Below are 14,862 nucleotides of genomic sequence, written 5' to 3'. Positions count from 1 at the left end.
CGCCCCGTCGAGCCGCGGCGCCGGCCCCGCCGGCACGCCCAGCGGCAGCCGCGCCCCGTCGGTCAGCGGGTCGGGTCCGAGCCCGGACAGGACGTCCGTGGCGCGGCTGCCGAGCACCGGATCGACGTCGACGCCGCCGCCGAAGGCCAGGTAGCTGCGCACCCCGCGGGTGGCCGCGCCCGCCTCAAGCACGGCGCCCGCCGGCAGCCGCAGCGGGGCGCCCCACGCGGCGGGTCGGCCGTCGACGGTGACCGGGCAGGGTGCGCCGGTCACGGCGGCGGTGGTGGCCCGGGCCACCCGTACCGCACAGCCGGTGAGCGTCGTCTCGATGGTCGCCGCCCGCTCCGGGTTGCCCACCAGCCGGTTGGCCAGCCGGTGCGCGGGCTCGTCCAGGGCGCCCGAGCGGGGCACCCCCAGGTGCGCGCGGCCGGCCCGGCCGAGGTCCTGCACGGTGCTCAGCGCGCCGGCCCGCACCACCGTCACCGTGTTCACCAGGACGTTCGCCCGTACGTTGGCGGCCGTGAGCGGGTTGCCCGCGACCCGTGCGGTGCCGGGGCCCCGCGCGTCATCGGTCGTCAGTGCGCCGTCGTTGCTCATCGGGCCGCCCCGTCCGTCGCCCGCCCCGCCGCTTCGGCCGCTGCGCCTGCTGCGTCCGTGCTATCGGTCGCGCCGCCGGTCGTGCCGTCGGTCGTGGGGACGAAACGGACCCGGGTGCCCGGGGCGAGGAGCGCGGCCGGTTCCCGGTCGGGGTCCCACAGCACCACGTCCGCGGTGCCGATGAGCTGCCAGCCGCCGGGCGAGGAGCGCGGATAGACCCCGGTGTACGGGCCGGCGATGGCGAGCGAACCGACCGGCACCCGGGTGCGCGGGGTGTCGTGGCGGGGCACGTGGTAGCGGTCCGGCAGCCCGGTGAGGTAGCCGAAGCCGGGCGCGAAGCCGCAGAAGGCCACCCGGTACTCGACGCCGGCGTGGATGCGTACTGCCTCATCGGGCGTGACCCCCCACAGCGCGGCGACGCCGACCAGGTCGGGGCCGTCGTACCGGACCGGGATGCGGACGACGCTGCCGTGTTCGCGCGGCCCGACCCGGATGCGCCAGCGGGCGACCCGGGCCGCGGTGGCGGCCGGGTCGGCCAGCCCGTCGAGCAGCACGGTGCGCGCGGCGGGCACGATCTCGCCCACCGCGGGCAACTCCGGGCTGCCGAGCCGGCGCACCAACTCGGCGTGCAGCGCTTCGACCGCCGCGTCCGACTCGACCTCTAGCAGCAGGGCCCGCTCGCCGACGGGCAGCCCGCGCACGCTGACCACGGCCCCGCCGTCCGCGTCGCCCGCACTGTCTGCGTCGTTCGCATGAGCCGTACGGTCCGCGTGACTCGTACCGTCCGGGCCGGCCGGGCCCGTTGCGCCGGCTGGGTCCGCTGCGGTGTCTCCGACCTTCGGTTGGTGTGGCGCATCGACCGCGGCGGGCCGTCGCGGGGCACCCGGCTCGTGCGGCGTGCGCGTGTCGCCGTGCACCGCCGTCATGCGAACGCCCGCAACGACACGTCGGCCGCGGCCAGCGCGGCCCGCACCCGGCGGGCGGTCGCCGCCGCGCCCGGGGTGTCGCCGTGCAGGCACAGCGAACGGGCGGACACCGCGACCTGTGTTCCCTCGATGCTGGTCACGGCGCGCTGTACGGCGAGCGCCAACGACCGCTCGACCACCAGGTCCGGGTCCTCGATGACGGCGCCCGGTCTGGCGCGCGGCACCAGCGTGCCCTGCGCGGTGTAGGCCCGGTCGGCGAACGCCTCGCGCACGGCGGGCAGTCCCGCCTCGGTGGCCGCCGCGAGCAGCAGCGAACCGGGCAGGCCGAGTACGGGCAGCGGATCGGCCCCGGCCAGCCGCACCCCCGCCACCACGGCCGCCGCCTGTTCGGCGTCGTGCACACAGCGGTTGTAGAGCGCGCCGTGCGGCTTGACGTAGGCCACCCGCGCCCCGGCGGCCCGTGCGAACACCTCCAACGCGCCTATCTGGTAAGCGACTTCGTCCGTCAGCTCACGCGGCGGTACGTCCATGGCGCGACGCCCGAAGCCGGCCAGGTCGCGGTAGGAGACCTGGGCCCCGATCACCACGCCGCGCTCGGCGGCCAGGTCACAGACCCGGCGCATGGTCGACGGGTCGCCGCCGTGGAAGCCGCAGGCGACGTTGGCGCTGGTGACGACGGAGAGCAGGGCGTCGTCGTCGGTCAGGTGCCAGCGGCCGAAGCCCTCCCCGAGATCGGCGTTGAGGTCGATCGCAGGGCGGTCCGCGTCGTCGGTCATGTCCGTCCGTTCGGGCAGGCGCGCCGGGCGGCGCGCGGCGTCGTGGCAAGAGCGGGCGCCGGGGTGTGGCGGCTGGTGCGCGGAGCGGCGCCGGGGATGGCGGGCGGGCTCCACGCCGGCGGCGCCAGGTGCCCCGCAGGGCGCGGGGCTTGGCGTCGGGAACCGGCCGACCCGCATCCGTAGAGCTCTCCGCTGTCGCGCAGCCGGGCCGGCCGGCCGACACTCAACGTAGACGATTGTTGAACGATCCGACAAGGGATTGTTGTGATGGAGGGTGCATCTCGGCTTGACTTCAGTCGCGCCGAGCCAGGCACCGGCGCGCTCAACAGGGCAGACGCGGTCATCGCACGATGGTCGCACCGGGCGAGGGAGAACGAGCGTGGCAAGCGGTGCGGACGAACGGCTCACGGCAGTGATCGACGTCTCCGGACTGGAGACCGACCGGATGCTGCTCGGTCGCACGAGCACCGCGGAGCGGGTGGCCGATGTGTTGCGCGACCGCATCGCCGAAGGCTTCTTCCCGCCCGGCACCAAACTCTCCGAGGACAGCATCAAGGGGGCCCTCGGCATTTCGCGCAACACGCTCCGGGAGGCGTTCCGACTGCTGACCCGCGAACGTCTGCTGGTGCATGAGCTCAACCGCGGGGTGTTCGTACGCATCGTGACGGTCGAGGACCTCATCGACATCTACCGGGTCCGCTCGCTGGTGGAGTGCGCGGCGGTGCGCGGCCTGGGCGAGCCCCCGTACGAGGGCGCGGTCGCCGGGGCGATGCGGGCGATCGAGGCGGCCGTGGTGGCCGGCGAGGAGGCCGCGCGGGGCCGCGCCTGGCAGGAGCTGTCCACCGCCAACATCCACTTCCACCAGGGCATCGTCGCGCTGGCCGGCAGCCCGCGGATGAACGACCTCATGCGCGGGGTCTTCGCGGAACTGCGTCTGGTCTTCCACGTGATGGCCGATCCGCGCCGCTTCTACGCCCCCTACCTGCCGCGCAACCGGCAGGTCTGGGAGTCGCTTGAGGCGGGCCGGGCGGCCGAGGCCGAGTCCCTGCTCGCCGACTACCTGGCCGATTCCCGGGCCCAGCTCTCGGGGGCGTACGCCCAACAGATGGCCACCGACTGACCCGCGCCGACCCGCTGCGGGGCCCGGCCAACTGCGCGGCTCCGACCGCCGCGTGGGCGCCGTAGCGGGTGCCGTCATGGGTGCCGTGATGGGGGCGCGCCGGGTCGGACGCGGCCCGGCCCGGCCGCGCGGGCGACCGGACGGGTGCCGGTGGCGCCTGGCCGATATGACTCGCATCTCTCAACCCCTTGTCGGATCGTTGAACAATCGCCTAGCCTCCCGTTCACTCTCCTCACGCCTCGTGGGGTCCCACGCGGAAGGCGGACGCATGCTCGTTCTCCTGGGCGTCCTCGTGGTGGTGATCGGATTCGCCACTCGACGCAACCCCCTCCTGGTCGTAGGGGTGGCCGGCATCGTGACCGGCCTGCTCGGCGGCCTCTCGCCACGCGAAGTGCTCGCCGCCTTCGGCGACGGCTTCGCCTCCAGCCGGGCCGTGACGATCTTCGCCATCACCCTGCCCGTCATCGGCCTCCTGGAGCGCTACGGCCTCCAGGAGCAGGCCCGCACCCTGATCGCCAGGTTCACCAAGCTCACCACGGGGCGCTTCCTCGCCCTGTACCTCCTGCTGCGCCAGGTCACCGCCGCGCTCGGCCTGGTCAGCGTCTGCGGACCCGCGCAGACGGTGCGCCCGCTGGTGGCGCCGATGGCCGAGGGCGCCGCCGAACGCGCCCACGGGCCGCTGACCGAAAAGGCCCGCGAGAAGGTGCGCTCCTTCTCCGCGAGCGCCGACAACGTGGGCCTCTTCTTCGGTGAGGACGTCTTCCTCGCCGTCGGCTCCATCCTGCTGATCACCGGCTTCGTGAACACCACCTACGGCACCCACCTGGAACCCCTGCACCTGGCGCTGTGGGCGATCCCCACCGCGATCTGCGCCTTCGTCGTACACGGGTGGCGACTGCTGCGCCTGGACCGCCAACTGGAACGCGAACTGCTCGTCGCCGGCGCCACCGAGCCGACCGCCAAGGAGGCCGCGAAGTGATCAAGGCGGAGTGGTTCTACTGGCTCGTCGGCGCCATCTTCCTCGTGATGGCCGCACAGATGATCACCGACCGCAGCAACCCCAAGCGGGTGGGCACCGCGGCGTTCTGGGGCCTGATCGGCGCGGGCTTCGTCTACAGCTCCTGGGTTGCGGAGGACCGCGCCCCGGCCGAGCCGCTGGGCGTCGCCGTGCTGGCGATGGCCGCCCTGGCGGGCTTCGGCTTCACCGGCCGCGGCACCGTACGCACCACCACCAGCGCGGAGCGCACCGCGAGCGCCGCCCGCCTCGGCAACCGGCTCTTCGTGCCCGCACTCACCATCCCGCTGGTCGCGATGGCGTGCGCGGTCGGCGTGAAGAAGCTGTCCATCGGCGGCGAGCCCGTGCTGCAAAAGGGCAGTGAGACCATCCTCGGGCTCGGCATCGGCGCCATCGTCGCGCTGGGCGTGGGCATGGTGATGCTGCGCGAGAAGCGGATCGCCACCCCCGTGCATGCCGGGCGCTCGATGCTGGAGGCGATGGGCTGGGCGATGCTGCTGCCGCAGATGCTCGCCACCCTCGGCACCATCTTCTCCGTCTCGGGCGTCGGCGATGAGGTCGGCGAGATCACCACCAAGGTGTTGCCGGAGGACTCCCTCTACCTGGCCGTGGCCGTGTACTGCGTCGGCATGTTCCTCTTCACCGTGATCATGGGCAACGCGTTCGCCGCCTTCCCCGTGATGACCGCGGCCGTCGGCTGGCCGGTCCTGGTGGAACAGGCCGACGGCAACGCCGCGGCGGTCCTCGCCATCGGCATGTTGGCCGGCTTCTGCGGCACCCTCGTCACGCCGATGGCCGCCAACTTCAACATCGTGCCCGCCGCGCTGCTTGAGCTGAAGGACCAGTACGGGCCGATCAAGGCGCAACTCCCCACCGCCGTCGTGCTCCTCGGCTGCAACATCGCGATCATGTCCGCGGTGGCCTTCTGAACCCGCCGCCCTGCCGCCCCGCTGGGCCGCCCTACGCTGGCGGCCCGACCTGACCGGCCCCGACGGCTGATCGATCCTGACCACTGACCGTTCCCTGACGACTGACCGGTCCCGGCGCCCGGCCGGGTCTGGCACCGACCGGGCGGCTGCGACCACGTCCGCCCGGCGGGCCGCGCCGCAGCCGCCCGCGCCGGGCCCGAGCGAAACCCACTGCCCCGGCACCCCACTCACCCCACCACCGATCAGCGAGGCAGGCCCCATGTCCTCTTCCCCTTCCCCGGCAGAGCCCCAGCCCGTCCCGTCCGCAACGACCCCGCCTCGTACCGGCGACGCCGACGCGACCGCTGCGGGCGCCACAGGCCAGCAGGCCGCGACGGAGGGCGAGGCCAGGCTGCAGCGCGTCCTGCTGACCGGGTTCGAACCCTTCGGCGGCGAGACGGTCAACCCCTCGTGGTCGGCGGTACGGCAGGCCGCCGCGCAGCCGCTGCCCGGTGTGGAGTGGAGCACGGTCGAACTGCCCTGCGTCTTCGGCGCCGCGATCGACGCGCTGCGCACGGCGATCGCGGCGACCGAGCCCGACGTGGTGCTGTGCGTCGGACAGGCGGGCGGACGCCCGGACGTGACCGTCGAACGCCTGGCGGTCAACGTGGATGACGCGCGCATTCCCGACAATGCGGGCGGGCAGCCGATCGACGAACCCGTCGTGCCGGGCGGTCCCGCCGCCTACTTCGCCGCCCTGCCGATCAAGGCGTGCGTGGCCGCGGCCCGCACGGCGGGGGCCCCGGCCAGCGTGTCGCAGACGGCCGGGACCTTCGTCTGCAACCACGTCTTCTACGGGCTCATGCACCTGATCGCCACCGAACGCCCCGCCTTGCGCGGCGGCTTCGTACACGTCCCGTTCGCGCCCGAGCAGGTGCCGGACGGCAGCGCCCCCGCCCTCGCGGTGGCCGACAGCGCCGTGGCCCTGCGCGCCATCGCCGCCACGGCCGCCGCCGGCACACCGGAGCTGCGCGCCGTGGGCGGTGCCACGCACTGACCGGCCCTCCGCGCCGTTTCGTCCGTTGTCAGTGGGACCGCCTACGCTGTGCGACGTGACTTCTCCATCCCCCGGGGCCGCTCCGCCCCAGCTCAGTGGCGCGTCGAGGCCAGCCCCTGGCCCGGCGGCCGATGAGGGCCTGGCCCGACGGCTGCGTGCGCTCGCCTGCACCGCGCCGCTGCACGACCTCGACGTGCGCAAGGCCAACCTGGCGGGGGAGTACGGGGGGTACGCGATGGCGGAGGTGGCGCTCGCCGCGATCGACCTGGTCACCCTGACCATGGACTTCGACACGGGCGCCGACCACGAGCAGATAGTGACCCGGCTGCTGCCCCGCGTCGCAGCCCAGGCGCCCGGCCGGCCCGCCGCCGAGCACGAGCGGGTGGCCCGCTGGGTGCTGGAGAGCCTGATCAACGTCGGCAGCGTGGACCGCGGCTTCCGCGCGGTGTACGGCACGTTCGGCCCGGACGGCACGTACGTCCGCAGGGACTACGACTTCAAGCTCATCGAAGAGGTCCCGGGGCCCGGCGGCACGGTCTATCTGCGCACCACCGACGAGGCGGTGAACGTCCTGGTCGGCGCCCTGGACACGGACGTCACCAGCGCCCAGATCGCGGCCGAGGTCAAGCTGGAGGTGCTGATCAGCCGCGGCCGGCTGGCCGATGCCCAACTCGCCGCGGAGCAGGCCCGGTACCGCACCGTGCAGTACGCCGAAACCCTCCGCAAGACGCTGGAGGCCACCCGGCGCAACGTGCGCGCCGTCGACTGGCTGCGCGCGGTCCCGGACATGATCGCCGAGGCGCTCGACCACATCGCCGAGCGGTACCGGCACGAGAACGCGATCCTCACCAACATCCGCAAGGCCCGCGACGAGGCGGTCGACCAGCGCGGCCCCGACCACAAGCGGCAGGCCGCCGAGCTGGTGGACATCGTCAAGGACTGCATCCGGCGCCATACGCAGTTGCAGTCCAGGCTGCTGGACGCCGGCCCGATGTTCCGCGCCGAGCAGGACCGGCAGGCGTTCGCCCCACCCGCGGCGCGCGCCGGCATCGACCTGTACGGCCAGCTCGTCGCCCCGCTGCTGCCGCTGCCCGTGGAGCGCGCCATCCGGGTCACCGACGCCTTCTTCGCACGCGGCACGGGGCTGCGCACCCCCACCTCGGTACGGGTCGGCGACCTCGTCGACCTGCTGCTCACGCCCCCCGTGGAGCGCGCGCACCTCGGCGCCGAGATGCCCGAGCCCGACCTGATCGCCACCCCCGACGACAACCGGTTCAGCGAGGAGCAGCTCGCCTCGGCTATGGACCTGCTCGACCTGTCGCCCGAGGCACCGCGCCGGCTCTCCGGGCTGCTCGCCGAGGCCCGCCGGCGCGATCCCGCCCTGCCCTACCTGGTCGCCCTGCTCGCGGTGCACGCCGCGAGCCCCCCGGTCGGCACCGCCTACCGGCAGGGCGAGCAGCGGCTGTTGTTCGCGGTGGACGACGGCACCGAGTTGGACGACCCCGAGTTCGGCGGCGCCGACCTCATCGTCGGCACGGCCCTGTTGGACGCCGCCGGCATGGCCGCCGACCGTACGGAGGTGGCCTGATGCGCCCCGTGCCGTACGCCGCGGGCACGCGCGGCCCCCGCCCGCCCGCACCGTCAGCAGCGCACCCGCGGACCGCGACGCGATCCGCCCTCCGGTCCGTACTCACATCCCGACACTCATCGGCAGCCCGGCCCGTGACACCGGCCGGCGCCTTCGGCCTGCGGCACACTCGGCCATCCCACGCCCGGCTATCCCATGTCCGGCTGCTCCGCGGCCGGTTGCCCCTCGCCTGCCGCCCCAGCCGTGGCGCGTTGGCCCCGGCTCTCCTCAGCGCGGTGTTGCTCCGCCCGGACCGCGTTGTGCCGTCACCGTGCCGCCCCGTGGCGCGGCGCCCCGGGAGCGCTCCCGCGCCCCGCCCGGGCGTGCCGAGCCCGCACCGCACCGCCGGCCCCGCCCGCGGTCCACGGCCCGCCGCCGGAGCCGGCCACCGCGCGCCGTACGCCCCCGGCAGCGGCCGGCCCCCGCGCGCCGGCGCCGCCCGTGCGACACCGCCGTGCCACCGAGACCACCCACTTCGAGGAGCAGTGACCGTGACCGAAGACCGCGTCGACGACGGCGCACAGCCGGGCCGCGAACGCCCGTCGGGCACGGACGACCAGGGCCGCGCCGCCACCGGCGGCCAGCAGTCAGGCCCCGCGGCCCAGGCCGCCGTCACCCCGGCCGACGCCGCCGACGCCGCGCGCCTGGTGGCGTTCGGCCTCCAGCCCAAGCTGCTGCCGGCCCGCGACCTCGAATACGCCGAGCTGCTGCGCCGGCACCGTGAGGACCCCGCCTTCGCGCGGCTGGCCGACGCCGTGGCGGCCGGGCTCGGGCTCGTCGTGCTCGAAGTGTCCACCCGCGCCGGCATGGCGCTCACCGCGGCCGAAGACTCCGTCTTCGCCGTCCGCATGGGCGACTACGCCAAGCGGGCGGCCCCCGACTCGGCCGACCGCTTCCTGCACGGCCTCGCCCACCTCGCCGTCGCCGCCATGGCCTTCCCGCGCCCCGAAGACCTCGCCGACGACGGCTACATCGGCCGCGTCACCGTCAACGGGATCGACGGCTTCGTCCGCCAGGCGTGCCGCCGGCTGGAGGAGCGGGCCGCGGAGACCGGCGAGAACACCGACCCCGCCACCGAAGCGCCGGGCCTCGAAGCCGCCTGGCGGGTGTACGCACGGCGCAGCGCCACCGGCGCCACCAAGGACGCCAGACGGCTGGCCGGCTCCACCACCGGCATCGTCGGCAAGGCCGTCGCCTTCCTCGTCGACTCGGGCTTCCTCCAGCGCACCGGCGACGACGCGGGCGGCACCTACCGCACCACCGCCCGCTACCAACTCCAGGTCCGTGACATGGCCGGCAACGCCGCCATGGCCGAACTGCTTGAGCTGGGCGTCGTCCCGGTCGGCGACGGCAGCGCCACCCTGCTGCCGCCACCCGACGGCGCCGACCTCGACCTGGTCGCCGACGCCGGCCTGCCGTTCTACGCCGACCACGGCGGCCCGTCCTGACCGCACGCCGCCCCGGGCACGGGCGCCGGCCCACCCCACCGGGCCACGGCCGCGACCCGGCCCCCGCACGGACACCCCCGTAGGGGCATCCGCACCGCGGGCGCGCCCGTACGGGGTCGGCCGTACGGGCATCCGCCGCCGGCGCGCCCCTGCCGACCGCGCACCACCCCGTGCCCCGCCCGCACCCCGCCCCGACCCATTCGCCCACCACACCACGAGAGTCCGCCATGTACGAGCTGTCCCGGGTCCGCCTCTACTCCATCGGGCCAGCCGGTGCGCGCTACGCCGACACCGTGCTCGACCTGCGCGGAGTCGGCGAACCGGTGCCCAGCCCCGCGCCCGCCCAGGCGGAGTTCTTCCAGGAAGAGCCCACCGGCCCGCCCCGCAGGCCCGCGCCCGCCGGCGTGCTGTTCCTGGAGAACGGCGGCGGCAAGTCCGTCCTGCTCAAGCTGATCTTCTCGGTCATGCTCCCCGGGCACCGCAACACCCTGGGCGGGGCCAGCTCCGGCGTGCTCCGCAAGTTCCTGCTCGCCGACGACTGCGGACACGTCGCACTGGAGTGGCAGCACACGGTCACCGGCGAAACCGTGGTCGTCGGCAAGGTCAGCGAGTGGCGCGGACGCCAGGTCTCCAACGACCCGCGCAAGTTCGCCGAAGCCTGGTACTCCTTCCGGCCCGGTCCGGGGCTGAACCTGGACTCGCTGCCGGTGGCCGAGTCCACCGCGGTGCGCCCGCTCGTGGACGGCCTCGTACGACCCGAGACCTCGGGCGCGTCCGGGGCCCGCGGCCGGCGCCGCACCATGAAGGGCTTCCGCGACGCCCTCACCGACGCCGGCAAGGCGTACCCGCACCTCGAAGTGGCCTGGGAAGAGATCCACGAACGCTGGAACGAACACCTCGGCGACCTCGGACTCGACCCCGAACTCTTCCGCTACCAGCGGGAGATGAACGCCGACGAGGGCGAGGCGGCCGGTCTCTTCGCGGTCAAGAACGACTCCGACTTCACCGACCTGCTGCTGCGCGCCGTCACCGACACCCGCGACACCGACGGGCTGGCCGACCTCGTCCACGGCTTCGCCCACAAGCTGGGCCGCCGGGCCGAACTCACCGCCGAGCGCGACTTCACGGCCGGCTCGCTCGACCTGCTGACCCGGATCAGCGAAGCGGCCGACCACCGCGCCCAGGCCCGTGGCGTGCACGCCGGGGCCGAGCGGCGCACCCGCGGCCTGGCCCAGCGGCTCATCGCCCGCGGCACCGAGGAGCGTGCCCGCGCGGCCGACCTCGCCCATCAGGTCACCACCGCGGCCCACGCCGTCACCGAGGCCGACCGGGCGCGGGGCCACAGCTCCCTGATCGCCGCCGAACTCGCTTACCGGCACGCCTCGTTGGCCCTTTCCGCCGCCGAGAAGGGCGCCGCGGCCCAGCGCCGCGAGCTGGCCGAAGCCAGGACGCTGCACGCCGCCTGGCAGGCGGCCGAGACGGTGTTGCGGCACCGGGCAGCCGCCGACCGCTCGCTCCGGGTGGCCGCCGCGATCCGCGAGGCCGAGCGGGACGCGGCGCCCGCACTCGCCGCCCGCGCCAAGGCCGCCGGCGAACTGGTCCGCGCCCTGCACGCGGCGGCCGAGCGCGGTGAGCAACTTGCGGCCGAGGAAGAAGAGCGCTCGGCCGGTCTCCAGGCGGTCGGCGAGGCGGCGCACGGCGACGCGACCGCCGCCGCCACCGCGGCCCAGCGGGCCCGCAGCGAGGCCGAGCACCTGCGCCAGCGCCTGGCCGAGGTCGAACAGGAGACGGCCGACGCGGTACGGGCCGGCTGGCTCGACGACTCCGCCCCGGACGCCGACCCGGCCCGCGCCGCGCTCACCGCCAGCGACGCCGAGAAGACCGCCGTGGCCGCCTGGGAGAGCGCCCGCACCCACGCCACGTCGACCGCCGATCGCGCCCGCGCCGCCGGCGCGGAGCACAGCCGCGCCGAACTCGCCGCCGCCCGCGCCACCGACGCCGTACGCGCCGCCGAATCCGGCTACGACGCCGAACGGCGCACCGCCGAGGCCCTCGGCGCCGAGCCCCGACTCGTCGAACTCCTCGGCCTGCCGGGAGCGGCCACCGCGGCACCGGACCAAGCCGCAGGCGCAGCCGCTGTCACAGCCCCAGCCGCGCAGCCGCCGGCCGCAGCCGGTACGGCCCCGGGCGGCGTGCTCAGCGCGGACGAACTCGACCGCAACGCGGACGCCCTGCGCGAACTGCTGGAGGACAGCGTCGCCGGCGCCGAGCGCCAGCTCTTCGAACTGCGCACGGCAGCCGCCGACGACGCCCGCATCCTGGGCGCCCTGGGCGACGGCGGGCTGCTACCCCCCGGCCCCGACGTGCTGGCCACCGTCGAATACCTCGGCGAACACGGCATCCCCGCACTCCCCGGCTGGCGCTACCTGGCACAGGCCGTCGACCCGGCCGACCACGCGGCGGTGCTCGCCGCCCGCCCCGAGCTGGTGGACGGCGTCATCATCACCGACCCCGCCACGCACGCCCGCGCCCGCGAGGTGCTCGGCTCGGCCTCCCTGCTGCCCCGCTCCGCCGTCGCCGTCGGCACCTCGGCCGCCCTCCTGGCCCCCACCCCGGGGCCGGCCGCGACCGACGGCGCCGTCTTCCTCGTACCGCCCAACCCGGCCATGCACGACGAGCGGGCGGCCGACGACGAGCGGCAGGCGCTCCGCGGCCGGGCCATCGCCCGTGACGAGGACATCCGCGCGCTGGCCGCCCGGCTGGCCGGCGACCGCGCGCTGGCCGCCCGGCTCGCGTCCTGGCGCACCGGCTGCCCGCCGGGGCGACTGGCCGAACTGGCCGCAGCGGCCACCGCGGCCCAGCAGGCAGCCGAGACCGCACGCCAGGAACTGGCCGCGGCCCAGGTCGAACGCGCCGAGGCCGACGAACTGGCCGCCGAGGCGGCCCGGGTGCGCGAGGAGCGCCAGGAAGCGGCCCAACACGCCCGCCGCGCCGCCGACGCACTGGTCGGACTCGCCCACCGGCTGCGCCAGCGCGCCACCTGGCAGACCCGGCTGCGCGAACTCGCCGACGAGGCGGCCGAGGCCGAGGAACGGGCCGCCAGTTGTGTGGACCGGGCGCGCGCCGCGGACGAGGACCGCCGGGCCGCCCAGCGCGCCGCCGACGACGCGCACCGCACGGCCCGCGCCCTGCGCGCCGAGCGCGCCGAGATCGCCGGCGCCCCCGACGACGCACCGGGCGAGACCGCCGGACCCGACGCGGGCACCACGGCCGCGCCGACCGCGTCCCTGCCCGCCTTGCGCGAGGCGTACCGGGCCGCGTCACAGTTGTACGAGAAGGTCGGCGTGGGCGCCGACCTGCGCGCCGAGCAGGCCCGTGCGGAGAGCGACGAGAGCGCGGCCCTCGCCGCGCTCGAACGCCTCACCAACAAGGTCCGCACCCGCGCGGCCCACCTCCTGGAGAGCGCGGAGGGCGCCGACGGCCCGTCCCGTCAGGCCGCAGCCGCCCGCGCCGAATCGCTGGTCCAGATGCTGGAGTCACGCACATCGGCCGCCAGCGAACAGCTCGGCCGGCTACGCGGCGAGGCCGAACGGCACGCCCCGGCCGACGGCGAGGCCCACACCGAACTCCCCGACGACCTGGTACCGGCCGACGCCGAACAGGCCAAGGAGTCGCTGCGCACCGCCACCGGCGAGCTGAACGCCCGTACGGAGGCGCTGGAGACCGCGCGCACCGTGCACGCCGAACTGCTCCGCGCCCACCGGGCCGCCGAGGACGCCGCAGGCGGCTTCGAGGAGACCGGGGCCCTGCTGCGCGACCTCATCCGGGGCGCGGCCACCGAGGAGCCGGAGCACCCGCACGGCGGCGACGTGGAGACGGCCGAGCCCGAGCCGTACGCCGGCACGCTCGAACAGGCCCGCCACCACGCGGCCGAGGCCCGCCGCTCCCTGCGCGGCTGCGCCACCGACCTGTCGGCGGCCGACGGCGCCGTCCGCGAGGCGTGCGACGTCCTGGTGCGCCATGCCAACGCCACCCGCTACGAGCAGGTACGCACCCCGGCCAGGCAGCAGATCAGGGAACTGCCGGCGGCGGCGCTGCCCGAGCACGCCGCGGCCTGGGCGGACGCGTTCGCGCCCCGGCTGCGCGTGCTGACCGACGAACTGGCCCAGTTGGAGCGCAACCGGGACAGCATCGTGGACCGGCTGCGCGGGCTGGTCGACTCCTGCCTGGCCACGCTGCGCTCCGCACAGCGCCTGTCGCGGCTGCCGGAGGGGCTGGGGGAGTGGTCGGGGCAGGAGTTCCTGCGCATCCGCTTCGACGAACCGGACCAGGCGACGCTGACCGAACGCCTCGGCGAGGTCATCGACGAGGCCACCAGGGCCGCCGTGCGCAAGAACTCCGACCTGCGCAGGGACGGCATGTCGCTGCTGCTGCGCGGCGTGCACGCGGCGCTGTTGCCGCGCGGGGTGGCCGTGGAGATCCTCAAGCCCGATGCGGTGCTGCGCGCCGAGCGGGTGCCGGTCGGTCAGATGGGCGACGTGTTCTCCGGCGGCCAACTCCTCACCGCGGCGATCGCCCTGTACTGCACGATGGCCGCGCTGCGCAGCAACGACCGGGGCCGCGACAAGCACCGCCACGCGGGCACGCTGTTCCTCGACAACCCGATCGGCCGGGCCAACGCGACGTACCTGCTGGAACTCCAGCGCGCCGTCGCCGACGCGCTCGGGGTGCAGCTCCTCTACACCACCGGCCTCTTCGACACCACGGCCCTGGCCGAGTTCCCGCTGGTCATCCGGTTGCGCAACGACGCCGACCTACGGGCCGGGCTGAAGTACATCAGCGTCGAGGAGCACCTGCGGCCCGGCCTGCCCCAGTCGGACGACGGCGCGGAGCAGGTGCACGGCGAGATCACCGCCACCCGGATGTTCCGCCGCCCCGAGGCGGAGCCGGTGGCGCCCGTGCAACAGCGGGTCCCGGCGGCCAAGCCACCCACGGCGACCCCGCCCACGACTGCTCCGCACGAGGCGGCAGACCCGGCCGCGGCCGACCACCCCGACCACCCCGACGTGCCCGCCGACCAGGCACCCAGCCGCGCCGGACTCGCGCCCGAGCCCGCCCCTGAGCCCATTCCCGAGCCCACCGGCCCCGCGCCCGTGGAGCCGGGCGGCCCGGAGCGGACCCAGCAGGAGTGACCACGCAGTAGGCGCCCGGCTCGCCGCCCGCACGCCGGGCAGGGCCTTGATGGGGCCCTACGGGCCGTAGGCGGTGGCGTCGTACGAGAGGGCCGTACGACGCCACCTCGTACGGCCCCCGTGTCCTGCTGCCCCGCTCCACCCTGCCCTCCCACCAGGGCCCGCCCCCCCCGAAATCCCACAGCACCCGCACACA

Annotated in this window: 10 protein-coding genes; 7 read left to right on the top strand and 3 right to left on the bottom strand. The window is 75.4% G+C overall.

The genetic code is table 11. The features are described 5' to 3' along the window. From ACMA1D_RS21905 to ACMA1D_RS21895, 3 genes are all read right to left on the bottom strand, one after another. On the bottom strand, positions 1 to 597 hold a 597-nt coding region (locus ACMA1D_RS21905), incomplete at its 3' end, for a biotin-dependent carboxyltransferase family protein (RefSeq protein WP_414725713.1). Further along, positions 594 to 1,298: a 5-oxoprolinase subunit B family protein gene (locus ACMA1D_RS21900; RefSeq protein WP_414725745.1), complete on the bottom strand. Its 705-nt coding sequence runs from the start codon at positions 1,296 to 1,298 to the stop codon at positions 594 to 596. The genes ACMA1D_RS21900 and ACMA1D_RS21905, both read right to left, overlap by 4 nt. Positions 1,299 to 1,519: 221 nt before the next feature. Next, positions 1,520 to 2,299, bottom strand: coding sequence for a LamB/YcsF family protein (locus ACMA1D_RS21895; protein WP_414725712.1), 780 nt, complete (start codon positions 2,297 to 2,299; stop codon positions 1,520 to 1,522). Positions 2,300 to 2,744: 445 nt separating this feature from the next. Between ACMA1D_RS21895 and ACMA1D_RS21890 the strand changes: the two genes are divergently transcribed. The 7 genes from ACMA1D_RS21890 (at position 2,745) to ACMA1D_RS21860 (ending at position 14,666) form a co-directional block, all read left to right on the top strand. Continuing rightward, positions 2,745 to 3,419: a GntR family transcriptional regulator gene (locus ACMA1D_RS21890; protein ID WP_414725744.1), complete on the top strand. Its 675-nt coding sequence runs from the start codon at positions 2,745 to 2,747 to the stop codon at positions 3,417 to 3,419. Between the two features lie 268 nt (positions 3,420 to 3,687). Then, positions 3,688 to 4,398, top strand: a complete 711-nt coding sequence (locus ACMA1D_RS21885) for a DUF969 domain-containing protein (RefSeq protein WP_414725711.1) — start codon at positions 3,688 to 3,690, stop codon at positions 4,396 to 4,398. Then, on the top strand, positions 4,395 to 5,363 hold the full coding sequence (locus ACMA1D_RS21880; RefSeq protein ID WP_414725710.1) for a DUF979 domain-containing protein: 969 nt from the start codon (positions 4,395 to 4,397) through the stop codon (positions 5,361 to 5,363). Before ACMA1D_RS21885 ends, ACMA1D_RS21880 begins: the two co-directional genes overlap by 4 nt. Before the next feature lie 391 nt (positions 5,364 to 5,754). After that, positions 5,755 to 6,399: a pyroglutamyl-peptidase I gene (gene pcp / locus ACMA1D_RS21875; RefSeq protein ID WP_414725743.1), complete on the top strand. Its 645-nt coding sequence runs from the start codon at positions 5,755 to 5,757 to the stop codon at positions 6,397 to 6,399. 55 nt (positions 6,400 to 6,454) lie between these two features. Continuing rightward, positions 6,455 to 7,987: a hypothetical protein gene (locus tag ACMA1D_RS21870; RefSeq protein ID WP_414725709.1), complete on the top strand. Its 1,533-nt coding sequence runs from the start codon at positions 6,455 to 6,457 to the stop codon at positions 7,985 to 7,987. A gap of 530 nt (positions 7,988 to 8,517) precedes the next feature. Further along, entirely contained in the window at positions 8,518 to 9,474 is a 957-nt protein-coding gene (locus ACMA1D_RS21865) for a hypothetical protein (protein ID WP_414725708.1), read from the top strand. A gap of 227 nt (positions 9,475 to 9,701) precedes the next feature. Next, the gene (locus ACMA1D_RS21860) at positions 9,702 to 14,666 is read left to right on the top strand and encodes a hypothetical protein (RefSeq protein ID WP_414725707.1); all 4,965 of its coding nucleotides are present in this window, start codon (positions 9,702 to 9,704) and stop codon (positions 14,664 to 14,666) included. Positions 14,667 to 14,862 lie beyond the last annotated feature (196 nt).

The sequence above is a fragment of the Streptomyces sp. 796.1 genome, assembly GCF_047525675.1.
Classification (GTDB): Bacteria; Actinomycetota; Actinomycetes; order Streptomycetales; family Streptomycetaceae; genus Streptomyces.
The sequence above is the reverse complement of the archived record's forward strand: the minus strand, read 5'-3'. Positions and strand labels throughout refer to the sequence as shown.